General features: G+C 43.5%; 18 protein-coding genes. 16 read left to right on the top strand and 2 right to left on the bottom strand.

Annotation, left to right across the window (positions count from 1 at the left end; all coding sequences use genetic code 11):
- Position 1: 1 nt before the first annotated feature.
- Entirely contained in the window at positions 2–1465 is a 1464-nt protein-coding gene (locus AC19MX_RS02960) for an aminoacyl-histidine dipeptidase (RefSeq protein WP_432399054.1), read from the bottom strand.
- A gap of 452 nt (positions 1466–1917) precedes the next feature.
- On the opposite strand from AC19MX_RS02960, the gene AC19MX_RS02955 reads away from it, so the two are divergent.
- The 4 genes from AC19MX_RS02955 to AC19MX_RS02940 all read left to right on the top strand — a co-directional run bounded on the left by AC19MX_RS02955 (position 1918) and on the right by AC19MX_RS02940 (position 8186).
- Positions 1918–3459, top strand: coding sequence for a M17 family metallopeptidase (locus tag AC19MX_RS02955; RefSeq protein ID WP_432399053.1), 1542 nt, complete (start codon positions 1918–1920; stop codon positions 3457–3459).
- A gap of 862 nt (positions 3460–4321) precedes the next feature.
- Positions 4322–5611: an NCS2 family permease gene (locus AC19MX_RS02950; protein ID WP_432399052.1), complete on the top strand. Its 1290-nt coding sequence runs from the start codon at positions 4322–4324 to the stop codon at positions 5609–5611.
- 180 nt (positions 5612–5791) lie between these two features.
- Positions 5792–6901, top strand: coding sequence for a glutamate 5-kinase (gene proB, locus AC19MX_RS02945; protein WP_432399051.1), 1110 nt, complete (start codon positions 5792–5794; stop codon positions 6899–6901).
- 10 nt (positions 6902–6911) lie between these two features.
- Positions 6912–8186: a glutamate-5-semialdehyde dehydrogenase gene (locus AC19MX_RS02940; protein ID WP_432399050.1), complete on the top strand. Its 1275-nt coding sequence runs from the start codon at positions 6912–6914 to the stop codon at positions 8184–8186.
- Between the two features lie 67 nt (positions 8187–8253).
- Here the strand turns inward: AC19MX_RS02940 and AC19MX_RS02935 are convergent, their stop codons facing one another.
- Complete coding sequence (locus AC19MX_RS02935; RefSeq protein WP_432399049.1) at positions 8254–8589, bottom strand: hypothetical protein; 336 nt, start codon at positions 8587–8589, stop codon at positions 8254–8256.
- A 395-nt stretch (positions 8590–8984) separates the two neighbouring features.
- Here AC19MX_RS02935 and dnaK point away from each other — a divergent pair, with 395 nt between their 5' ends.
- The 12 genes from dnaK to secF all read left to right on the top strand — a co-directional run bounded on the left by dnaK (position 8985) and on the right by secF (position 25049).
- Positions 8985–10907 carry a molecular chaperone DnaK gene (gene dnaK / locus AC19MX_RS02930; protein ID WP_432399048.1) on the top strand — a complete coding sequence of 641 codons (1923 nt, stop codon included), beginning with the start codon at positions 8985–8987 and terminating at the stop codon, positions 10905–10907.
- A gap of 111 nt (positions 10908–11018) precedes the next feature.
- Entirely contained in the window at positions 11019–12149 is a 1131-nt protein-coding gene (gene dnaJ / locus AC19MX_RS02925) for a molecular chaperone DnaJ (protein WP_160055296.1), read from the top strand.
- Positions 12150–12257: 108 nt separating this feature from the next.
- Positions 12258–13490, top strand: coding sequence for a DEAD/DEAH box helicase (locus tag AC19MX_RS02920; RefSeq protein WP_432399047.1), 1233 nt, complete (start codon positions 12258–12260; stop codon positions 13488–13490).
- Positions 13491–13594: 104 nt separating this feature from the next.
- The gene (locus tag AC19MX_RS02915; protein ID WP_432399046.1) at positions 13595–14401 is read left to right on the top strand and encodes a M48 family metallopeptidase; all 807 of its coding nucleotides are present in this window, start codon (positions 13595–13597) and stop codon (positions 14399–14401) included.
- Positions 14402–14482: 81 nt separating this feature from the next.
- Positions 14483–15100, top strand: coding sequence for a BamJ family beta-barrel-assembly machinery protein (bamJ, locus tag AC19MX_RS02910; protein WP_432399045.1), 618 nt, complete (start codon positions 14483–14485; stop codon positions 15098–15100).
- Positions 15101–15172: 72 nt separating this feature from the next.
- On the top strand, positions 15173–15985 hold the full coding sequence (gene dapB / locus AC19MX_RS02905; protein ID WP_432399043.1) for a 4-hydroxy-tetrahydrodipicolinate reductase: 813 nt from the start codon (positions 15173–15175) through the stop codon (positions 15983–15985).
- A gap of 173 nt (positions 15986–16158) precedes the next feature.
- A complete protein-coding gene (gene carA / locus AC19MX_RS02900) occupies positions 16159–17316 on the top strand; it encodes a glutamine-hydrolyzing carbamoyl-phosphate synthase small subunit (RefSeq protein ID WP_432399209.1) in 1158 nt (385 codons plus the stop codon).
- 23 nt (positions 17317–17339) lie between these two features.
- Positions 17340–20561, top strand: coding sequence for a carbamoyl-phosphate synthase large subunit (carB, locus tag AC19MX_RS02895; RefSeq protein ID WP_432399042.1), 3222 nt, complete (start codon positions 17340–17342; stop codon positions 20559–20561).
- Positions 20562–20790: 229 nt separating this feature from the next.
- Positions 20791–21267, top strand: a complete 477-nt coding sequence (gene greA / locus AC19MX_RS02890; RefSeq protein ID WP_432399041.1) for a transcription elongation factor GreA — start codon at positions 20791–20793, stop codon at positions 21265–21267.
- Positions 21268–21516: 249 nt separating this feature from the next.
- Positions 21517–22113 carry a hypothetical protein gene (locus tag AC19MX_RS02885; protein ID WP_432399040.1) on the top strand — a complete coding sequence of 199 codons (597 nt, stop codon included), beginning with the start codon at positions 21517–21519 and terminating at the stop codon, positions 22111–22113.
- 140 nt (positions 22114–22253) lie between these two features.
- Positions 22254–24077: a protein translocase subunit SecD gene (secD, locus tag AC19MX_RS02880; protein ID WP_432399039.1), complete on the top strand. Its 1824-nt coding sequence runs from the start codon at positions 22254–22256 to the stop codon at positions 24075–24077.
- A gap of 33 nt (positions 24078–24110) precedes the next feature.
- Positions 24111–25049, top strand: coding sequence for a protein translocase subunit SecF (gene secF, locus AC19MX_RS02875; RefSeq protein WP_432399208.1), 939 nt, complete (start codon positions 24111–24113; stop codon positions 25047–25049).
- The last annotated feature ends 52 nt before the right edge of the window (positions 25050–25101 follow it).

Raw genomic sequence — 25101 nt, 5'->3', positions numbered from 1 at the left:
ATTACGCATCTTTTGCAGGAATACGAGCTAATACCGCCAGTAGCAATTCCCAGTATTGGCCAACAGTCGTGATGTTAACCATTTCATCTGGACTGTGTGGATAACGGATCGTTGGCCCAATCGAAACCATGTCCATGTGCGGATACGGTTCTTTAAATAAACCACATTCAAGACCAGCATGGATGACCATGATGGTTGGGTCTTTCTTATAAATATCATTATAGGTTTCACGCACGATGGCCATGACTGGCGAGCTGGTGTCTGGCTTCCAACCTGGGTAAGCACCGCTTAAATCAATACTTGCGCCAGAAAGGTTAGCTAATGCAGTCAGCATACCGGTAACTTCTTCTCGGCCAGAGTCGATTAATGAACGGATAAGGCACAATATTTCAACGCTTTCATCTTCAGTGCTAATCACGCCGATATTGAGTGAGGTTTCGGTTACGCCTTCAACTTCATCGCTCATGCGGATAACGCCATTGGGGCTAGCATGAAGTAAATCGATTAAGGTATTTTGCGCATCTTCGCCCATCACTTTTGTTGGTGTGGCAATTTCTGCGAGGCTCAGTAACATGCCTGGGTCTGCAATGGCTAACTCTTCACGAACCAAAGCTTGGAAAGACTCTATTGCCTGTTTAAGCGCAGCAACATTCTCACTTGGCAACATAAAGGTCATATTGGCTTCGCGTGGAATGGCATTACGCAGTGAACCACCCGTAAAGCTAACCAGTTCAATGGCTAACTCATCACTGTATTTAAACAAAAAGCGAGCTAACAATTTATTGGCATTACCTCGTCCAAGGTGAATGTTCACCCCTGAGTGGCCGCCTTTTAAGCCTGATAGGGTCATTGAGAAACTGGCATTACTTTGCTCTGGTGCTTGCCAAGACATCGGCACACTGATTTGTGCATCAACGCCGCCGGCACAACCCATGTAGATTTCGCCTTCTTGTTCAGAGTCGGTATTGATGAGGATATCGGCCTCAAGGTAACCCGCTTCTAGACCAAAAGCGCCTGTCATGCCCGCTTCTTCATCAATGGTTAGCAATACTTCTAGTGGTCCATGTTTAATGTCTTTGCTGCCTAAAACGGCTAGCGCAGACGACATACCGATACCATTGTCTGAACCTAATGTCGTGCCTCTGGCTTTAACCCAATCTCCATCTACATAAGCTTCGATTGGATCGGTTTCAAAGTTATGGACTTTATCGGCATTCTTTTGCGGCACCATATCAATGTGTGCTTGTAGCACCACTATTTTGCAATTTTCCATACCTGGGGTGGCAGGCTTGCGAATAATTAAGTTACCGACTTTATCTTCAACAACTGCAAGCCCTTGAGCTTTAGCCCATTGTTGAATATGTTGCGATAACGCTTGCTCATGTTTTGAAGGATGTGGAATAGCGCAAATTTGTTCAAACCATTGCCAAAGAGGCTGAGGATATAATTGAGTTAATGCAGTCACGAAACGCCCTCTATGAAGAATTCAGTCGAATACGACAGATGTTATACCCAATCAACCAGAAGATGCATGTTTCAGAGCTTCACCGTGTTTTCAATACTAGATGCGTTAATGTAAGTACCTTATAAATTAGCGCATCAACGCCCTTGATTTAAAAATCAAGGGACACGGTGAAACTCCCAAAGGGCAAGTTTTACAGGCGTTTATGCTGCGGCTTTTGTTAATTTAGCTGATTTTGGAAAGGGAACGACCATTACCCGCAATCAATGCCTTGCCTAAACGCGTGTAAATTCTTGCTGAAATCGAACATCACTCGGTAATTGGGCATATAGCTGCAAATATTTTAACATATTCTGCGGCGTTACTTGATATTGCCACATCAATTTGCCAAGGTTTAGGCCACAAATCTGTAAATAAATATGAACCAGCAACTCTGTTGTTGAATAAGGACATTTATGACCCAAATAAATCAAACTGCGCAAGCATTTCAAGTGCCTTTTATTGATGTCACCAGTGACGAAGCCATTTTTGAAGGTGAAGGTTGGGATGCCGTGGTCGTCATTGCGCCGAGCCTTGCTGATATTAAGCAAGATGAAATTAATTTATTGGCAGCCCATGCTAGCCAAATTGATATGCGTGTTGGCAAAAGTGCCACTTTACTGTTCGCGCCAGGTTTAGCTGGAGGGCGTTTAATTATCTCGCCGGTTGCAGATGCCGATAACTCTTATAACGATGTGCGTGTATTTGCCAAAGCAGCGCGTGAAGGCATTGCTATTGCAAAAGCTGCGGGCGCAATTAAGCCATTACTTGTTGTGCCTGCTGTGGATGATAAACGTTATCAATATGCACAGCAAATTGCGGCACTGGCATGTGGCCAAGAGTTGTGGCAACCATTAGAAGCACGTGAAGCCCAAGCGTTAGTACCCAGTTTTAAAGCCATTGGTTTACTCAATAGCGACTCTTATGGCCTGTTAGTCAATGCCGCAGAATCTGGGCGAGTGTTAGCACGTGATCTTTGCGGTACCGATCCTGAGCGTATGTCCGCCATTGGCTTTGCGCAATACTGTGTCGACGCTTTTGCTGGCAGTGGTCTCGCGGTGTCGGTGATTGATCAGCTTGAGCAATTAAAAAGTGACTATCCACTGTTAAGCGCTGTTGGTCGAAGCTCATTGGGTATTGAGCGTCATCATCCTCGGGTGGTGAAACTAGAATATGTCGGCGAGGGTACCATTACAAAAACCTTATTCTTTGCCGGTAAAGGAGTTGTATATGATACGGGGGGCGCAGACATAAAAGTAGCTGGCTCTATGGCTGGCATGAGCCGTGATAAAGGTGGTGCCGCCGCTGTTGCCGGGTTAATGAAAGCATTATCTATTCTTAAACCCAAGGGCATCAAAGTGGTCGCTGAGCTCGGATTAGTTAGAAATAGTATCGGCAGTGATGCCTTTGTCACTGACGAAATTATCACTAACCATGCAGGTGTGCGAGTTAGGATTGGTAATACCGATGCAGAAGGGCGTTTAGTGCTTGCCGATTTATTGTCGCATTTACGTATTCAAGCCCAACAGGCTATTAATCCACAATTATTTTCGGTCGCAACGCTAACTGGTCATGTGGTGAGGGCCTATGGTGGTTACACCGCATTAGTTGAAAATAGTGTGGCTAAACAACAAGGCGTAGCAACATTATTAGCCGATGTGGGCGAGCAGTGGGGAGAGCCATTTGAGGTGTCGCGCTTGCGCCCAGAAGACTTTGACAAAGTCGCAGACAAAAATGGAGCGGCCGATGTGGTGTCTTCAAATAATGGTCCGTCATCGATTACCGCGCGCGGTCATCAATATCCTGCAGCTTTCTTGTTAAAAGCGTCTGGTTTACTGCAAACACAGCTGGCATTTACTCACATTGATATCGCAGGCAGTGCCGTTGAGGGCGATCCTCTTTACGGCAAGCCCACTGCGAACCCTTTGGTTGCTTTATTACAGTTTGCTAAAATGTAACAATTACCAGTGTAATGCGCTGCTTTTATTGGTTAAAATTAGCTTATTACATTGGGTTAACAATAGTTATACATAGTTTTAATACAGTTTATTTGTAATTAAATCACTTTTTATGAAGTTTTTGTGAATTAAAGCAAATAATACTTGTAATTAAATTACAGTTTTGTATAATTCATTTCGTCGACAAGCAGTGTGCTTATCGGCTCTAGTTAATCCAGGATGGATATAGCCTCCAGGGATCTGAGTGACAAGTTGTCTCAACGGATTTGAGAAATGTACGTTCCAAGGAACCGAGCCAAGCTTTACTAGGTTTATACAACTTAACTTTATTCAGGAGAAGACCATGTCTTATACAGGTAACGGCAAAATTTATTGGCAAAACACTTGGTTTGCTGACGTATCAGTTTTACGTGGCGGTATTTTCGCCATGAAATTTTAAGAATTGACCCTCTTAAAGTAGCTTTAATATCCATCAACCTTTTGTTCGTCGCGTTTGACGGTTTTAGACAAGGTGGTAAATTAATTAATTTATCGCCACATCACGTTAAGTGGTGCTAGCTTTCCTTTCCCCATATGGGATGCTTGTAACATGTCTGCCTACTCTTCAGAGTAGGCTTTTTTTTGTCTGCAATTTACCTCACGAGTTTAGTCCGCTATATAAAACACTGTAATCTTTCAACAAAATGGCCAATTATAGCTATCACGCCTGTAAGAACTTATAATCCACATCTTATAAAGTTAGTCAGCACTAATGACGCTAGTTTTATGATTTTAGTCACGGCTAAGTAAGTCGGCTAAACCCTACCTAATGATATTAAAACAATTACCTATATTTTAACCCTTACCCAAGGAACCCTGTTCCATGTTAGAAAAACTGTTTAAATTAAAAGAGCACAACACCAACCTGAAGCAAGAAGCGATTGCAGGCCTAACGACATTTTTAACCATGGCATACATTATTTTTGTTAACCCAATGATGTTAGCTGACGCAGGAATGGATCACGGCGCAGTATTTGTTGCCACTTGTTTAGCCGCTGCAGTGGGTTGTTTGGTGATGGGGTTGTTAGCCAATTACCCTATTGCGTTGGCGCCTGGTATGGGGTTGAATGCCTTTTTTACTTACACCGTCGTCGGTGAGATGGGCTATAGCTGGGAAACTGCATTAGGTGCGGTGTTTATGTCTGGCGTGTGTTTTTTAATTCTATCGCTGGTGAAAATCCGTGAGTGGATTGTTAACAGTATCCCGATGTCATTACGTTTTGGTATTGCTGCGGGTATTGGGTTATTTTTAGCGCTTATTGGTCTTAAAAGTGCCGGTATTGTGGTTGCCAGTCCTGCGACATTAGTGACAATGGGAGACATTACGTCATTCCCTGCGATGATGGCGGCATTAGGGTTTTTCTTGATTATTGCGATGGTACAACGCGGCTTAAAAGCGGCGGTTATCTTCAGCATTTTAATTGTGACAGTATTAGGTTTGTTGTTTGGCGATGTGCAATATAACGGCTTGGTTTCATTACCGCCGTCGATTGCGCCGACTTTTATGAAAATGGACTTGTCTAGCGTGCTTGAAGTGAGCATGTTGTCGGTTATTTTCGCCTTCTTATTTGTCGACCTATTTGATACCTCTGGCACGTTAGTGGCGGTGGCTCAACGTGGTGGTCTACTCGATGAAAAAGGTCGTTTACCACGGGTTAAACGTGCGTTAACGGCAGACAGTGTGGCAACCATTGCTGGTGCTGCATTAGGTACATCAACCACCACCAGTTACATTGAAAGTACTGCAGGCGTGAGTGCTGGCGGGCGTACCGGTTTAACCGCTGTTATTGTCGGATTGCTGTTTATTGCGGCATTATTTATTTCGCCTTTAGCAGGTATGGTGCCAGCTTATGCTACGGCTGGAACATTGTTTTACGTTGCTATTTTAATGATGTCAGGCTTAGTTAATGTTGAGTGGGAAGATTTAACCGAAGCGGCGCCTGTTGTCGTGACATGTCTACTTATGCCATTAACATTTTCTATCGCTAATGCCATTGGCTTAGGTTTTATCTCTTACGCGGTGATCAAATTGTTGACCGGTCGCTTTAAAGATTTGAACTCTGGCATTTTAGTGGTTGCGGCATTATTTATGGTTAAATTTGCTTATAGCTAATCTCACCATTAATAGCATTATGTTGTGAGCTTAAGGCATCACAATTAACTTAAGGGGCCTTTGGCCCCTTTTTTATGACTTAAAAATAAAAAATACCCTGTATTAGCGGCTTTCACTATGAATTATTCATTTTATTGGGTATAAAAATAATTCGAGTTTTTTAGTTAACTGAGTGAAGTCATGGGTTATCGGCGTGTGGTGGTGAAGTTGGGTACAAGTGTGTTGACATCGGGCAGTAAAAAGCTCGATAAGGCGCATATGGTGGAATTAGCAAGGCAAATGGCCATGTTAATGCGTGCAGGCGTAGAGGTGGTATTGTGTACTTCTGGTGCGATAGCTGCTGGACGTGAACATCTTCAATACCCGGTATTCCCCGACACCATGGCCAATAAGCAATTACTGGCCGCAGTAGGCCAAAGTCAGTTGATTTTAGCCTGGTCACAACTGTTTAGTATTTACGGTTTGCATGTGGGGCAATTATTACTGACCCGTGCCGATCTGCAAGACCGTGAACGCTACCTTAATGCGCGTGATACGTTAAATGCGTTATTAGCTCATAATATCATCCCAATTATTAATGAAAATGATGCCGTGGCGACCAATGAAATTAAAGTTGGTGATAACGATAACTTATCGGCACGTGCGGCTTTGCTATGTGATGCTGATTTACTGATTTTATTGACCGATCAAAAAGGCTTGTTTGATGCCGATCCTCGCACGAATCCTGATGCACAATTGATTAAGCAAGTGGCCAATATTGATGACAGTTTACGTTTATTAGCTGGCGGCTCAGTGTCGGGTTTAGGCACTGGCGGTATGGCGACAAAACTTGAAGCGGCCGATATTGCTCGCCGTGCGGGTATCGAAGTGGTGATTGCGTCTGGTCATCACCCAGATGTGATTGCCAAAGTTGCTGCCCGTGAATCTGTTGGTACGCATTTTAGTGCTATCGAAAATCCGTTAGAAAGCCGTAAACAGTGGATTTTAGCGGGGCCGGCCACTCAAGGTAAGTTGATTATTGATGCGGGCGCTTCAGTTGCAGTTGTGGCAAATGGGCGTAGTTTATTGTCCAAAGGGATCATCGCAGTAGAAGGTAAGTTTGAACGTGGAGCAACCTTGTTAATCGTTGATCAAAAAGGAAAAGTATTGGCCAAAGGAATAAGCCGATACTGTGCTAACGATTTAACTAAAATTAGTGGCAAGCACTCAAATGATATTGAGCCTTTGCTAGGTTATGACTACGGAGATGCCATCATTCATCGTAATGATATGGTTGTACTCGATAATTAAGGATAAGCATATGTCTGCCACAGAAACAGAATATTTAACCCAACTAGGCCAGCGCGCTAAAACCGCTAGTTTTACGTTAGCGGCATTATCGGCCAAGCAAAAATCGGCTTTGTTAACCGAAATAGCCCATCAGTTGGGCGAGCATAAAGAGCAAATATTACACGCTAACGCGCAAGATGTTGCCAATGCGAAACGTAATGGTTTAACCGAGGCGATGATCGACCGGTTAATGCTTGATGAAGGCCGTTTAGCGGGCATTATTGCTGATATTGATAACGTGATAGCACTTGCCGACCCCGTTGGAAATGAAGCTGAAAGTCGCGTGCTTGATAACGGCTTACGGTTAACACGTCGTAGTGTGCCATTAGGTGTGGTTGGGGTTATTTACGAAGCTCGGCCAAATGTTACCGTCGACATTGCAGTGCTAGCGCTTAAAACCGGTAATGCTGTTATTTTACGCGGTGGTAAAGAAACGCTTACATCAAATAAAGTATTAAGTGACGTCATCCGCTCTGCGTTAGTCAACCAAAAATTACCTCAAGATGCAGTACAGCTCATTGACTCGCCCGACAGAAGCATTGTTAGCGGTTTACTGCGCTTAGATAAATACGTCGACATGATTATTCCTCGTGGCGGGCAAAACTTGCAGCGTTTATGTGCCGAGCAGTCGAGCATCCCGGTTATTCTAGGCGGCATTGGTATTTGTCATTTGTTTGTCGATAAACAGGCAGACTTGGTGCGGGCGATTGATGTTATCGCCAATGCCAAAGTACAACGTCCTACCGTGTGTAATGCATTGGATACCTTATTAGTTCATCAACATATTGCTGCAGAATTTATCCCTAATATTGCATCGCATCTTCATTCGCTAGGCGTGCGTTTTCACGCTTGTGCTCATGCATTACCGTATTTAGAGGGCTTAGGTTTTGATGTGACACCGGCCCACGATGAATCTTTTTCAACTGAGTGGTTATCGCTAACCTTAGGCATAAGAGTGGTGAACGATATCGACGCAGCTGTTGAGCACATTAGGCAGTATTCGAGTGGTCACTCTGAGGCGATTTTAACTGACGATATTCATGCCGCAGCGCATTTTATGAATCAAGTTGATTCAGCTGCCGTCTATGTCAATGCAAGTACTCGTTTTACCGATGGTTCTCAATTTGGTTTAGGTGCAGAAGTCGCGGTGAGTACGCAAAAGTTACATGCTCGTGGCCCGATGGCGCTCGATGCATTAACCACTTATAAGTGGCTGGCCTGGGGCGATTACACTAGCAGGCCATAAAACGTAATTAACCCATAATATAAGGGCGCTGTTTAGCGCTCTTATATTTTATGGTGTAAAAGGCTGCTTATAAGTTGTAAATAAGGTGGCTAGGTGTGGCTGGGAGGGTAAAACGCTCATAGGTCGTTAATAACCAAATGATGAAAAAAGCACAAGTCATTAGCATTGCCACAATACGAAAAGCTTGAGCGTACTCCATGACATAAGTAAAAAAGCGGCGTTGTACCTTATTGGTCATATAAGTTGCGATGAGGGCAAATACACATAAATACATTGCAGGGTATTGGGTGCTAGAAACGCCATAGCACTTTTCATAGGCCATGATCAGGCCAACAATCGTTAAGATAACAATTCTTATTTGTCGTTCAGTCTTGTCACTAAAGTTCCATCTTGGCAGTCCCATTGCCGCATATCCTCTTCTTGCGCTTGATCTTTTTTTTTCCTACATCTTGTTATAACTCTGATACCGTTTTTTATCAAACATTTAGCCGTATAAGTCCCTAAAATTCATTTTGCGTGAAAACTAAATCGATGCCGAAAGCCTTTAGTCGAGGCTATACGATACTCATAATGCTTACGGTAATAGATTTCTCGATATATAAGCAAAATGGCATAAATTTTTTATCAATACCCTTGTAATTCATTTTGCTGTCCCAATATAGGTATCAAGGCTGATATGAGTGGCTAAATGTGAACCGCAAATTTACCAACCCAAAGGTTGAAAAATACGTAGTTCATCCCCATATCAACATCAAATAACATATTTGTGACGTAATAGCGTCAATTCTGGAGGACCCCATGGGCAAAATTATTGGTATCGACTTAGGCACGACAAACTCTTGTGTGGCTGTCCTTGATGGCGGCAAAGCACGCGTAATTGAAAACGCAGAGGGCGACCGTACAACGCCTTCAATCATCGCATATACCGATGACGAAACGATTGTTGGCCAACCAGCAAAGCGTCAAGCAGTGACTAACCCTGCAAACACATTCTTTGCTATTAAGCGTTTAATCGGTCGTCGTTTTAAAGATGACGAAGTTCAGCGCGATGTAAACATCATGCCATTCAAAATTATCGCAGCAGATAATGGCGATGCATGGGTTGAATCTCGTGGTAACAAAATGGCTCCACCACAAGTATCTGCTGAAATCTTGAAAAAGATGAAAAAGACGGCAGAAGACTTTTTAGGTGAAGAAGTAACAGAAGCGGTAATTACTGTTCCTGCATACTTTAACGATTCACAGCGTCAAGCAACGAAAGATGCTGGCCGTATCGCAGGTCTTGATGTTAAGCGTATTATCAACGAGCCAACAGCGGCTGCGTTAGCATACGGTATCGATAAGAAGCAAGGCGACAACATTGTTGCTGTATACGATTTAGGTGGTGGTACATTCGATATCTCTATCATCGAAATCGACAGCAATGATGGCGACCAAACATTTGAAGTATTAGCAACCAATGGTGACACTCACTTAGGTGGCGAAGACTTCGACAACCGTATGATCAACTATTTAGCTGATGAATTCAAAAAAGACCAGGGCTTGGATCTTCGTAAAGATCCTTTAGCAATGCAACGTTTGAAAGAAGCGGCTGAAAAAGCAAAAATCGAACTTTCAAGCACTAACCACACTGAAGTTAACTTGCCTTACATCACTGCTGATGCAACAGGTCCTAAGCACTTAGTGGTTAAAATTACTCGTGCTAAGTTAGAGTCATTGGTTGAAGATTTAATTCAACGTACATTAGAGCCACTAAAAGTTGCACTTGCTGATGCTGATCTAAAAGTCACTGACATCAACGAAGTGATTTTAGTGGGTGGCCAGACTCGTATGCCTAAAGTACAAGAGGCGGTAACAAACTTCTTCGGCAAAGAGCCTCGTAAAGACGTTAACCCAGATGAAGCTGTTGCAGTAGGCGCAGCCATTCAAGCTGGCGTACTTTCTGGTGAAGTGAAAGACGTACTACTACTTGACGTTACACCGTTATCATTTGGTATCGAAACCATGGGTAGCGTAATGACTAAGCTTATCGAGAAGAACACCACTATCCCGACTAAAGCGAGCCAAACGTTCTCTACCGCTGATGACAATCAAAATGCAGTAACGATTCATGTACTTCAAGGTGAGCGTAAGCAAGCTAGCTACAACAAATCTCTAGGTCAATTTAACCTAGACGGTATTGAGCCAGCACCACGTGGTCAACCACAAATTGAAGTGGCTTTCGACATCGACGCAGACGGTATCTTAAAAGTATCTGCAACCGATAAGAAAACCGGTAAAGCGCAAAACATCACCATTAAAGCTAACTCTGGTCTATCAGACGAAGAAGTAGAACAAATGGTACGTGACGCTGAAGCTCACGCTGACGAAGATGCGAAATTTGAAGAGTTAGTTAAAGCACGTAACCAAGCTGATGGCTTAGTACACGCAACTAAGAAACAAGTTGAAGAAGCGGGCGACGATTTAGCCAGCGACGAAAAAGAAAAGATTGAAGCGGCTATTGCCGAGCTAGAAACGGCTATCAAAGGCAAAGATAAAGAAGCAATGGACACAGCAACTCAGGCGCTTATCGAAGCATCTGCTAAGTTAATGGAAATTGCTCAAGCTAAAGCACAAGCTCAAGGCGGTGCAGATGGCCAAGCACAAGATGCTGGTCAATCAAAACCTGCTGATGATGTTGTTGATGCTGAGTTCGAAGAAGTTAAAGACGACAAAAAGTAATTAACAATTTCAGTTAGTTACCATTAAAGCGGGCGTTGAGGCTATCCTCACACGCCCGTTTGTATAAATTGAATTTAACAATTTACTCACACCTTCGAGAAACAGAACACTATGTCAAAGCGTGATTATTACGAAGTTCTCGGTGTTGGACGTGACACCAGTGAACGCGAAATTAAAAAAGCGTACAAGCGCTTAGCGATGAAGTTTCACCCAGACCGTAATCCGGGTGACAAAGCCGCAGAAGCCAGCTTTAAAGAAATTAAAGAAGCGTACGAAATTTTAACCGACAGCGACAAGAAAGCAGCTTATGACCAATTTGGTCACGCTGGCGTTGATCCTAACCGTGGTGGACACGGCGGTGGTCAAGGTGATTTCGGCGATATCTTTGGTGATGTATTCGGTGACATCTTTGGTGGTGGACGCCGTGGTGGCGGACAACGTCAAGCTGCGCGCGGCAGCGATTTACGTTACAACTTAGAGTTGTCTTTAGAAGAAGCCGTACGTGGCTTAACGAAAGAGTTACGTATTCCAACATTGGCCGCGTGTGATCTGTGTGATGGCAGCGGTGCTAAAAAAGGCAGTTCGGCGACCACTTGTGGTACATGTCATGGCCAAGGCCAAGTACAAATGCGCCAGGGCTTTTTTGCGGTACAGCAAGCCTGTCCTACTTGTCATGGTCGCGGTAAAATTATCAAAGACCCATGTGGCAAGTGTCATGGCGAAGGCCGTGTTGAAAAGAGCAAAACCTTGTCAGTTAAGATCCCTGCAGGGGTTGATACTGGTGACCGTATCCGTTTGACCGGCGAAGGTGAAGCGGGTGAGTTTGGCGCACCACCGGGCGATTTATACGTTCAGGTCAGTGTGCGTGAACACGCAATCTTTACCCGCGATGCCAACAACTTATACTGTGAAGTGCCCATTTCATTCAGTAAAGCGGCGTTAGGTGGCGAGATTGAAGTGCCTACACTAGACGGTAAAGTGAGCCTTAAAATTCCAACAGAAACCCAAACAGGGCGTATGTTCCGTTTACGCGGTAAAGGCGTTAAGTCGGTCCGCAGCCACGCAGTAGGTGACTTGCTGTGTAAAGTGGTGATGGAAACTCCGGTTAACTTGAATGAAAAACAAAAAGAGTTATTGCGTGAGTTTGAAGCGACATTAACGGGCGAATCAAAAAAACACAGTCCAAAAGCTGAAGGTTTTTTTGATGGCGTAAAAAAGTTCTTTCAAGACTTAAACAGTTAATCGCGAACTCTTAGCGACCATGTTAAAGGCTGTTTACTTTGGTAAGCAGCCTTTTTTATTGCCGTGTACAATGGGTACTCTTAGGTTTGTTATTATTAGGCGTTATCAATGTTATTTTCTCAATTCTCACTCAGCGCTGCGTTATTGAAAGCCTTACCTAGCAGTATTACTGAACCAAGTCGTATTCAACAATTAGCTATCCCTGCCATATTGGCAGGGCAAGATGTGTTGGCTTTAGCCCAAACAGGCAGCGGTAAAACCTATGCATATGGTTTACCTATTTTGCAGCATATTAGTCAGCAAGGTATTTCAGGTTTATCTGCAGTGGTCGTGGTTCCAACCAGAGAGCTTGCTGCACAAGTTATGCAAGACTTAACCCCATTAGCTCACGCATTAAATTTACAGGTTGATGTTGTGTGCGGCGGTGAAGCGATTGAGTTGCAACTTGAGCGATTAAGCGCGCCTGTTCATGTGATTGTGGCCACTCCTGGGCGGTTACTGGCGTTAATACAACAAGGTGTTATTCCGTGTAGCAAAGTGCACAGTGTGGTACTCGATGAAGCCGACAGATTACTGGACATGGGCTTTATTCATGACATTAATGCCATCATTACGGCGATGCCCGCTGGGCAGCGATTATTGTTTTCGGCCACGATGCCTGCTGCATTAAATGAGTTAGCCGAGCAATTATTGTCAAAAGAGAGTGTGCGTATTGAAGCTCAGGTACTTAACAGTGCAGTCGATGATATTGCTCAGACGGTTTATCACGTTAATAAAGGCAGTAAAGCCCAAGCGTTAATACAGTTAATTACACTAAATAATTGGCAACAAGTCTTGGTGTTTGTGAATGCCAAAGATGAAGCCGATGGCTTATGTAAAAAACTACTCAAGGCCGGAATTACTGCGGCCGCACTGCACGGCGATAAAGAACAAACGCAGCGTAGCCAAACATTAGCCTTGTTCAAAAATAAGCAACTTAATGTGTTAGTGGCTACCGACGTGCTCGCGCGTGGTATTCATATTGATGCGCTACCTGTCGTGATTAATATGACATTGCCAGCGCAAGCTGCTGTTTACGTGCATCGTATAGGGCGTACTGCGCGAGCAGGGCTTAGTGGTGTTGCGGTATCGTTAGTGAGTCATGCAGAAATGGATTACCTAGAAGCGATAAGAGCATTAACAGCCCTATTATTACCTTTAAATGAACTTGCCGGTTTTATTGTGACAGATAAACCAGTGAGTGATAACAGCAAGCGAGCGCCACGCGATAAACAAGCCAATCGTCGTACGGCGAACAAACACAGCAAAAGTGATTTTAGCAAACGTAAACCAGCAAGATAGTAGGTTTACGCGTTTATTGCAGTGATGCAATCGCCATTGGTAATAGTATAAAATAACTGAATTACGGATTGAGTTTGGCTCAATACATGTTAAAGGACGATACCATGAAACCACTTGCACTAACTTTATTAGTATCCGTTTTATTGGCGGGGTGTGTGAATAACCAATCACCGACCGGACGTGGACAGACATTACTGTTTTCTGATGCTCAAATGCAACAGATGGGGGCTCAGTCGTTTGATACGATGAAACAAAGCGAGAAAATCAGCCAAAATAAAGCCCAAACAGACTACGTTAATTGCGTTGTAAAACGTATCGTTGCGGTACTGCCTGATCAATCTCAACAATGGGATGTGGTGTTGTTTGAATCAGACCAAGTCAATGCATTTGCTTTGCCGGGTGGCCATATTGGTGTGTACACAGGTCTGCTCAAGGTGGCGAGTAATCAAGACCAACTCGCAACCGTTATGGGCCATGAAGTTGCGCACGTATTAGCCCAGCATGGTAACGAGCAGGTATCACGGGCACAACTAACAGGTTTAGGGATGCAAGTGGCCGACGCTGCTATTGGTGTGTCGGGCGTAGCCAATAAAGATTTGTATATGGCAGCATTAGGATTAGGGGCAAATGTGGGTATTATTTTACCTTTTGGCCGTAATCAAGAATCAGAAGCCGATATCGTTGGCTTAGAGTTAATGGCCAAGGCTGGCTTTAACCCTGCCCAGAGTATTAGTTTATGGCAAAACATGGCCAAGGCGGGTGGAGCGCAAGGCCCAGAGTTACTTTCAACTCACCCATCTCACAGCCATCGTATTGAAGACTTACAAGCGGCTCAAAATCAAGTGATGCCACTTTATACACAGGCAAGAAAACAGTCTTTGACTGAGTGTAAAATTGCTCAAGTTAAATAGCACTTTTTGCCAACATGGGAGTAGATTATTGTGATAAACTCTTGTGCGAATTTTTAATGAATTATTGAGAGAAACTTTATTATGTCAGATTTGTTCAGCACTATGGAACAGCATGCAAGCTACGGTGTAGGTCGTCAAATGGGCGAGCAACTAGCAGCAAACTCTTTTGAAGGTATTGATATCCCTGCTGTCCAAGCTGGTCTTGCTGATGCATTTGCCGGTACAGAAAGCCAAGTAACAATGGAAGAGTTACAAGTGGCCTTTACTGAAATCAGCCGTCGTTTACAAGAAGCACAAGAAGCGGCTTCTGCAGCGGCGACTGCTGAAGGCGATGCATTTTTAGCTGAAAACGCAAAGCGTGATGGCGTAACCGTGACTGAGTCTGGTCTTCAATATGAAGTATTAGTACAAGGTGATGGCGAAAAGCCAACCTATGAGTCAACTGTACGTACTCATTACCACGGTACATTCCTTAACGGTGACGTATTCGACAGTTCAGTGACTCGTGGTCAACCTGCTGAGTTCCCAGTATCGGGTGTTATTGCCGGTTGGACTGAAGCGCTACAGTTAATGCCTGTTGGCACTAAGCTTAAATTATATGTACCACATCACTTGGCTTACGGTGAGCGTGGCGCGGGTGCTTCAATCCCGCCTTACTCGGCTTTGGTTTTCGAAGTTGAGTTGTTAGACATTATCTAATACGTTAAAACGCCTAAGTTAACTTAGGCGTTTTTGTATAAGCCATTTTTCATTCAACACTGGGAGAAGTTTATGACTGCTAAAGTGAGAATTGCTGTTGTGGGTGCCAGTGGCCGTATGGGCCGTACACTGATTGAATCAGCTAAACAGCAAGAGCTTATAGTGCTTGGTGCTGCTATTGATCGCACGGGTTCAAGCTTATTAGGTGTTGATGCTGGTGAACTGGCTGGTGTTGGGACGATGAATGTCGCGATCACTGATTCACTTGATTTGGTTGTTAACGACTTTGACGTGCTGATTGATTTTACTTCTCCTGAATCATCTATTGTCCATATCGATTGGTGTGCTAAAAATCGCAAAGCCATTGTTATTGGTACTACCGGTTTTAATCATGCTCAAAAAGAGCAAATTAATGCTTATTCTGAACAAGTGCCAGTGGTACTTGCACCGAATATGTCGGTCGGCGTAAACGTGATGTGGAAGTTGCTCGCACTGGCTACACAAGTGATGGGTGATTATACGGATATCGAAATAATCGAAGCGCATCATCGTCATAAAAAAGATGCACCGTCAGGTACAGCATTAAAAATGGGCGAGGTCATTGCTGAAGTATTAGGCCGAGATTTAGAAGAATGTGCTGTTTATGGCCGTGAAGGTATTACCGGTGAACGTGACCGTAATACCATAGGTTTTGCGACTGTTCGTGCTGGTGATATTGTGGGTGAACATACCGCAATCTTCGCAGACATAGGCGAACGGCTAGAAATAACCCATAAAGCATCGAGTCGGATGACTTTTGCTAATGGGGCGATGAGAGCGGCTTTTTGGCTCTCAGATCAAGATGCTGGTCTTTACGACATGCAGCAAGTTCTTGGATTGCATTAACCTTAAAAAACACCTATTGCTGGTGTTTTTTTTTGAAAACAATCCGACAAAATATAGACGTAAATGCTAATTTCTTATACAATCGCTAGAATTTGTCAAAATTTCGTAATTTAACGAAAATTGGTATTTTAGTTAAAAACAAAAACACTTAATTTCAGTGGCTTGGCTCTTTTCTGGAGGTCGCGTTGACACAGTCTGCCTTACTCGTACTCGAAGACGGAACCGTATTCTCTGGCACATCAATTGGTGCTACCGGTATGTCTGTTGGTGAAGTGGTATTTAATACTTCAATGACAGGTTATCAAGAGATTCTTACGGATCCTTCATATTCACGCCAAATAGTAACATTAACCTATCCTCACATCGGTAACACTGGTACCAATGAAGAAGACACAGAATCAGATTCGGTTCATGCATGTGGCTTAATCATTCGTGACTTACCGCTTATGGCGAGTAATTTCCGCAATACACAATCATTAAGCGATTATTTAAAAGCGAATAATGTTGTTGGTATTGCCGATATAGATACTCGCAAACTAACTCGAATTTTGCGTGAAAAAGGTGCTCAAGCCGGTTGTATTATGGTGGGTGACCTAGATGAAGCGAAAGCATTGGCGGCCGCTAAAGCCTTCCCAGGCCTAAAGGGCATGGACTTAGCAAAAGAAGTGACTACCGACAAAGCCTATCAATGGCGTAACGGTAGCTGGAAATTAGTCGGTGGTTTACCGTCTGATACGCCAGCGTCTGAACTTAAATATAAAGTTGTGGCTTATGACTATGGCGTAAAACGTAATATTTTGCGCATGCTGGTTGACCGTGGTTGCGATGTGACCGTTGTTCCGGCGAAAACTTCTGCCGCAGACGTACTTGCAATGAACCCTGATGGGGTCTTTTTATCAAATGGTCCAGGCGATCCTGAACCATGTGATTATGCCATCACTGCGATTCAAGAAATCCTAAAAACTGAGGTACCCGTTTTTGGTATCTGTTTAGGTCACCAATTATTAGCGTTAGCTTCAGGTGCGAAAACCTTAAAAATGAAATTTGGTCACCATGGTGCAAACCATCCAGTGAGCAACATTGAAAAGGGCAACGTGATGATCACCAGTCAAAACCATGGTTTTGCTGCAGATGAAACCACATTACCTGCCAACATTAAGGTCACTCACAAATCGTTATTTGATGGTTCACTTCAAGGTATTCATTTAACAGATAAGCCTGCGTTTAGCTTCCAGGGTCACCCTGAAGCAAGCCCTGGCCCAAATGATGCCGCGCCACTGTTCGATCATTTCATCGAGCTTATTGAACAATACCGTCAGCACGCTAAGTAATTATCTGGGAGTAGACAGAAGCAATGCCAAAACGTACCGATATAAAAAGTATTCTTATCCTAGGTGCCGGTCCAATTGTAATTGGTCAGGCGTGTGAGTTCGATTATTCAGGCGCTCAAGCCTGTAAAGCCCTTCGTGAAGAAGGCTACCGTGTCATTCTGGTAAACTCAAATCCAGCAACCATTATGACCGACCCAGAAATGGCCGATGCAACTTATATCGAACCAATTCATTGGGAAGTGGTTCGCAATATTATTGCTAAAGAACGTCCTGATGCGATTTTGCCCACAATGGGTGGTCAAACCGCATTGAACTGCGCACTTCAATTAGAAGCTAAAGGCGTACTAAAAGAATTCAACGTTGAAATGATTGGTGCAACGGCTGATGCGATTGATAAAGCTGAAGACCGTAGCCGTTTCGACAAAGCGATGAAATCCATTGGTTTAGACTGCCCGCGTGCCGGTATTGCTCATAACATGGATGAAGCATACGGCGTGTTAGATATGGTGGGTTTCCCCTGTATTATTCGCCCATCTTTCACCATGGGTGGCAGCGGCGGTGGTATTGCCTACAACAAAGAAGAGTTTGAAGAGATTTGTTCTCAAGGCTTGGATTTGTCGCCAACTAACGAGTTATTGATTGATGAATCACTCATTGGTTGGAAAGAATACGAAATGGAAGTGGTTCGTGACCGCAACGATAACTGTATTATCGTATGTGCCATTGAAAACTTTGACCCAATGGGCGTCCATACCGGGGACTCAATCACTGTTGCCCCAGCACAGACGTTAACAGATAAAGAATATCAATTAATGCGTAATGCTTCTTTAGCAGTACTGCGTGAAATTGGTGTTGAAACGGGTGGTTCTAACGTCCAATTTGGTATTTGTCCAAACACTGGTCGTATGGTGATTATTGAGATGAACCCGCGTGTATCGCGCTCATCTGCACTTGCCTCTAAAGCCACTGGTTTCCCGATTGCAAAAATTGCCGCCAAGCTTGCAGTTGGTTTCACATTAGATGAACTCAGCAACGACATTACCGGTGGTAAAACACCTGCATCGTTTGAGCCAGCAATCGATTACGTAGTGACTAAAATTCCACGTTTTAACTTTGAGAAGTTTGCCGGTGCTAATGACCGTTTAACAACCCAAATGAAATCAGTGGGTGAAGTGATGGCCATAGGTCGTACTTTCCAAGAGTCATTGCAAAAAGCATTGCGTGGTTTAGAAGTTGGCCGTAACGGTTTTGACTCAATCATCGATGTGACTTCTCCAGATGCAATGCAAAAAATTCGTCATGAATTAAAAGAGCCTGGCTGTGACCGTATTTGGTATATCGCAGATGCATTCCGCGCTGGTTTATCGCGCGATGAAATCTTCAAATTGACCAATATTGATCACTGGTTCTTGATTCAAATTGAAGATTTGATTGCTGAAGAGGCCAACGTGGCTGAAATTGGCATGTCAGGTTTAAACCAAGATGTGTTACGTAAACTTAAGCGCAAAGGTTTTGCTGATTCACGCTTAGCTGATGTGTTGGGCGTAAATGAGAGCGAAGTGCGTAAACTACGTCAACGCCATGATATTCATCCCGTTTACAAACGTGTTGATACTTGTGCTGCTGAGTTTTCAACTGACACCGCTTACATGTACTCAACTTATGAAGACGAATGTGAAGCTAACCCATCAAATCGTGACAAAATCATGATTTTGGGTGGCGGCCCTAACCGTATTGGTCAAGGCATTGAGTTTGATTACTGTTGTGTTCACGCGGCATTAGCATTGCGTGAAGACGGTTACGAAACCATTATGGTTAACTGTAATCCTGAAACAGTATCAACCGACTATGACACATCAGATCGTTTGTACTTTGAGCCAGTAACCCTAGAAGATGTGCTAGAAATCGTTCGTATCGAGAAGCCAAAAGGCGTTATCGTTCAATACGGTGGCCAAACACCGCTTAAGCTTGCACGCGAATTAGAAGCCGCAGGTGTACCGATTATTGGTACTAGCCCTGATGCGATTGACCGTGCAGAAGACCGTGAGCGTTTCCAACAAGCCATTCAACGTTTAAACATGAAGCAGCCGCAAAATGCGACAGTAACCACTGTTGAAAGTGCTGTGATTGAAGCTGAAAAAATTGGTTACCCGTTAGTGGTTCGTCCATCTTATGTGTTGGGCGGTCGTGCAATGGAAATTGTATATGACCAGCAGGATTTACTACGTTACTTTAATGAAGCCGTCAAAGTGTCTAATGCGTCGCCAGTATTACTTGATCACTTTTTAGATGATGCGATTGAAGTTGATATTGATGCCGTATGTGATGGTGAAACTGTGGTCGTTGGCGCGATAATGGAACACATTGAGCAAGCTGGCGTTCACTCTGGTGACTCTGGTTGTTCATTGCCTCCGTATACACTCAGTGCAGACATTCAGGCCAGAATGCGTGATCAAGTGACAAAGCTTGCTTTCGAGCTCGGCGTTATTGGCTTAATGAACGTGCAGTTTGCGGTTAAAGATAACGAAATCTATATGATTGAAGTTAACCCGCGCGCCGCTCGTACAGTGCCATTTGTGTCAAAAGCCACTGGTGTACCATTAGCCAAGATTGCCGCGCGTGTTATGGCAGGTCAAAGCTTGATATCGCAGAATTTTACCAAAGAAGTTATTCCGCCATTTTATTCGGTAAAAGAAGTGGTATTACCGTTTAATAAATTCCCAGGGGTTGACCCACTATTAGGGCCTGAAATGCGCTCTACTGGTGAAGTCATGGGAGTCGGTGATACGTTTGCTGAAGCGTATGCAAAAGCTCAGCTTGGTGCGACATCTGAAGTGCCTAAATCTGGCCGCGCGTTATTGTCTGTGCGCAACAGTGATAAAAAGCGAGTATCAGACTTAGCTGCCAAGCTTATTGAGTTAGGCTACGAAATTGATGCGACTCACGGCACTGCTATTATCTTGGGCGAAGCGGGCATTAATCCTCGCTTAGTGAACAAGGTGCATGAAGGTCGTCCGCACATTTTGGACCGCATTAAAAATGGTGAGTACACTTATATTGTAAACACCACAGAAGGCCGTCAAGCCATTGAAGATTCTCGTCAAATTCGTCGTGGTGCATTACGCTATAAAGTAAACTACACGACGACACTTAACGCTGCATTTGCAACATGTCTAGCACATGCGGCAGATGATCGCGTTAAAGTCACGTCAATCCAAGAGCTTCATAAGCGTATTATTGGCTAAACGATAATGTGTGATTGATAAGGTCGCCATTTGGCGACCTTTTTTATGATATTTTGATGATGGATGACTAGCAAGTCGATAAAAGCTTAGGTAAGCTGTCAGCAACCATCTAAAAGATGCATCCTAGCTACGTACGCGATATCACTTACGTACTTCCAACAGAATTTTTTACTGTGTTGACTTTTTGTCAGCACGGGATGCTTTTGTTTTTAAAGGAGACAAAGACATTATGAGTAAGGTCCCAATGACAGTCGTTGGCGCAGATCAATTGCGTAAAGAACTGGAAATTTTAAAATTTGATCGTCGTCCAAAAATTACCGAGGCCATTGCGTCAGCGCGTGAACTAGGCGATTTAAAAGAAAATGCTGAATACCATGCAGCACGTGAAGATCAAGGTATTTGTGAAGCGCGTATTCGCGATATTGAAGGTAAATTATCTAACGCTCAGATCATTGATGTGCAAAAATTAGAAAATACTGGCCGAGTTATTTTTGGCACAACAGTCACTATTTTGAACATTGATACTGATGCTGAAGTGACTTACCGTATCGTGGGTGATGATGAAGCTGATATTAAACAGAATTTGATTTCTGTTAACTCTCCTATTGCCCGCGGGTTAATTGGTAAAAGTGAAGGCGATGAAGTGTCTATCACCACACCTGGCGGTTTGACTGATTACGAAATCCTGTCGGTGAAGTATATCTAATTTGCACTGGGATTAGTCTTTAAAGCAAATTCGAACACTTTGTACCTTATGTTATTAATTAAAAACACTTACTGCTCACAGTAAGTGTTTTTTTATTGCTACATGTATAAGAATTCATTTGCGCATTAATGAGGGTATCGCTACTATCAACACTCTTTACATTATCGTTACATTTTTAGTGTGCTATCGGCTTAACACAACAGCCAGCTGACTGAAAATGTACATAGACACTAATGCGTTAAGGTATTAATGACGTTTCCTTGGGCTCGAATATTATTGATGTTGCTTATTGTGGGGTTGGGTTCACTCTTCCTTATCAATAGCCGTGTCTTAATAATGTCGACGGCTCAACTTAGTGCGCCACAATTTAATAGCATTTCATTGAGTGATTGTGTGGTCACACCATCACAGCATTTGGCGAATTGCGATTTGTCCGCTGCGTCTGTAAATCAAGTAAACGTTATTGACAGTTTTAGCGCAGATATCAGTGCAAGCGTAATGAATAATCCTCGCTTAATCGATGTAAAAACAACATTATTAGGTTATGTTGGCTTTGAACATATCAATACGGATATCAATCCGCAACCTAGTTCAAATGACTTCCATTATGTGCCGACATACTCTGCACGGTACATTAACCTTGCTCAACATCAACCTGATGAAGTAAATCCTAATTATTTACTCGCTTATGAGTTTGTTTCCCCGCCGATCCCGAGCCTGGAAATTGGCTATCAAGTTAACTTTAGTCCGCAATTAGACTGGGTATTATCATCAGCATCTGGCCCTTCTCGTATTTCCGCCTGGAAAGAATCAAACTTACTCTTCGTAAACGCTCAAACCTGTTAGCTAACATTTCTTTGACTACCGACTCTATTAGCTAAGCTAATGGATTTCATTGTGAACCGGTCACTGCTTTAGGCATTGTATCGTTCGCTATGCATTTTTATCGTGGCCATTTTGGCCGCGGTGTAGTGAGAGCAAGTGTTATGACATCAATAGACAACAATAAACCGTTAAATAAGCAACTCAACAAATACGCTCAGTGGAAATACTGGGTGCTCATTGTGACGTTAATCATACTGTTTTTAAGTGCTTTGCCATCTTGGTATGGCGAAGATGCGGCGGTGCAGTTATCGACCAAATCCCCTAATACAATTTCGTCTGAACAGGTTTATAAGGTATTAAACCGCGCAGGAATTAGCAGTAAGCGAATTGATCAACAGCAGCAAAATGTGTTGGTTGTGTTGCAACAAGCTGATCAGCAAACTCAAGCTAAAAACATCTTATCAGAATCATTTGCCGACCGTGCGCAAGTCACGTTAGCTTTAGCGCCAGCAGCCCCTGATTGGTTGTTGAACATGGGTTTTGAACCCATCAAATTAGGGCTGGACTTACGTGGAGGAGTGCAGTTTTTACTTGATGTTGACCTAGAGTTAGTATTTAAAAATCAAGCCATTATGGTGAGTGATTCGGTAAAGCAATTTGTGCGAGAGCAACGTATTGGCGGTGTGTTGATTCGTCAAGGTGACGGTGCTGAAATCACCATTGACACATCACAGCAAGAAGCGAGAGGGCAAGTTAGACAATTTATTAACCAGCAATACCCATTATGGCAAGTTACTGGACACCAAGACACACTTGTTGTTTCGTTAAGTGAAAGCGAGCAATTAAAGCTAACGAATCTTACCGTGCAACAAAACTTACAAATTATGCGCAGCCGGATTGAAGAGCTCGGTATTACAGAGGCATTGGTGCAACGCCAAGGTGAAAATCGTATTCGCATCGAGTTACCTGGAGTGCAAGACCCTGCAACGGCTAAAAATGTGATTGGTGCTACTGCGAGCCTAGCATTTTACCCCGTTGCTGAGACCGGATCGGTCAATGCCATTGTGCTTAAAGATGAAAGTGGCAAACCGATTTATGTTGCCAGAAAACCTGTGTTAGGCGGCGATCACATTGTTGATGCTAGAGCTGCGGTTGGCGACTTTGGCATGTCAAAAGTGAATATCAGCTTAGATTCTGCCGGTGGTAAGTTAATGTCTGATTTTTCACGCGACAACATTGGTAAACCAATGGCGACAGCGTATAGCGAATATAGCCGTAATGATAAGGGCCAAGCACAACAAACCACTAAAATCATTAGTGTTGCGACTATTCAAAGCCAGCTAGGTAGCAAATTTGAGATAACTGGCGCGGGAACACATCAAGAGGCACAACAATTAGCGCTATTACTTCGAGCAGGTTCAATGACGGCGCCAGTAACAATAGTAGAAGAGCGCACTATTGGCCCAAGCTTAGGGGCAGAGAATATTGTCAATGGCTTTGCCGCACTGGCACTGGGTTTGGCGGTAACGTTGTTATTTATGGCATGTTGGTATCGGCGTTTAGGTTGGGTTGCTAACGTAGCATTGATTGCCAACATGGTGATGTTGTTTGGCTTGTTGGCACTGATTCCTGGCGCTGTACTGACGTTGCCGGGCATTGCGGGGTTAGTGCTTACTGTCGGCATGGCCGTTGATACCAACGTACTTATTTTTGAACGTATTAAAGATAAGTTAGCAGAAGGTCGAAGTTTTGCTAGTGCAATTGATGTCGGTTTTGACAGTGCCTTTTCAACCATTATTGACGCTAACTTTACCACTATGATTACTGCGGTTGTGTTGTTTTCAATTGGGAATGGGCCTATTCAAGGGTTCGCATTAACGCTGGGGCTGGGTTTGTTAACTAGCATGTTTACTGGCATTTTTGCTTCTCGAGCAATCATTAATTTAGTGTATGGCCGTGACACTCGTCGCGCGATTAAGGTGTAACCCATGAATTCAAAAGAAGTGAACTCAACACAAATGAACTCTACGCAAATAAACTCAACTCAGGTGAATAATTTATCACAATCTTTGAGCTATTTAACCAAATGGCGATATGCATCTAGCCTAATATCGGTAGTGCTGATGTTGTTATCTTTAAGCGTTATTGGGGTAAAAGGCTTTAATTGGGGATTAGATTTTACTGGTGGCGTTGTTACCGAAATCCAAATCGATCAACGCATTACTGCTAGCGAAATTCAACCGTTAATGACTGCGGCTTACCAACAAGATGTGAGCGTGATTTCTGCTAGTGAGCCAGGGCGTTGGGTATTACGTTATGCAAATATCCCCGATGAAAATCAACGTCCTGAATTGCAGCAAGTCTTAGCGCCTTTAGCGTCTAATCTGACAGTGTTAAACAGTAGCATTGTGGGTCCACAAGTGGGCCAAGAATTAGTTGAACAAGGTGGTTTGGCTTTGTTGGTTGCGATGCTGTGTATTATGGGGTATCTGAGTTATCGATTTGAATGGCGCTTAGCGTCTGGAGCATTATTTGCGTTAGTGCACGATGTGGTGTTTGTATTAGCCTTTTTTGCATTAAGCCAAATGGAATTTAATTTAACGGTCCTTGCCGCTATTTTGGCCATTTTAGGCTATTCGCTGAATGACTCCATCATTATCGCCGACAGGGTGCGTGAACAATTAGTGGCAAAACCACAATGGAAAACGACGGATATTAATAATTTGGCGGTTAAGTCTACGTTTTCTCGCACTATGGTGACATCGGGTACGACTTTACTCACGGTGGTGGCATTGTGGATTATGGGCGGCGCGCCGCTTGAAGGTTTTTCAATCGCAATGTTTATTGGTATTTTAACCGGCACATGGTCTTCTATTTCTGTTGGCGCAACCTTACCAGAGTTTTTAGGGCTTAAAACCGAGCATTATCTGATAGTGCCGTTACCTGATACACCGTAAACATAAATTGATTAAAAATGTTTCATAAAAATGTGTAATAAAAAAGCCGCTG

The organism is Shewanella sp. MF05956, assembly GCF_059758055.1.
Note: the sequence above shows the minus strand (reverse complement) of the source record. Positions and strands in the feature narration are given on the sequence as shown.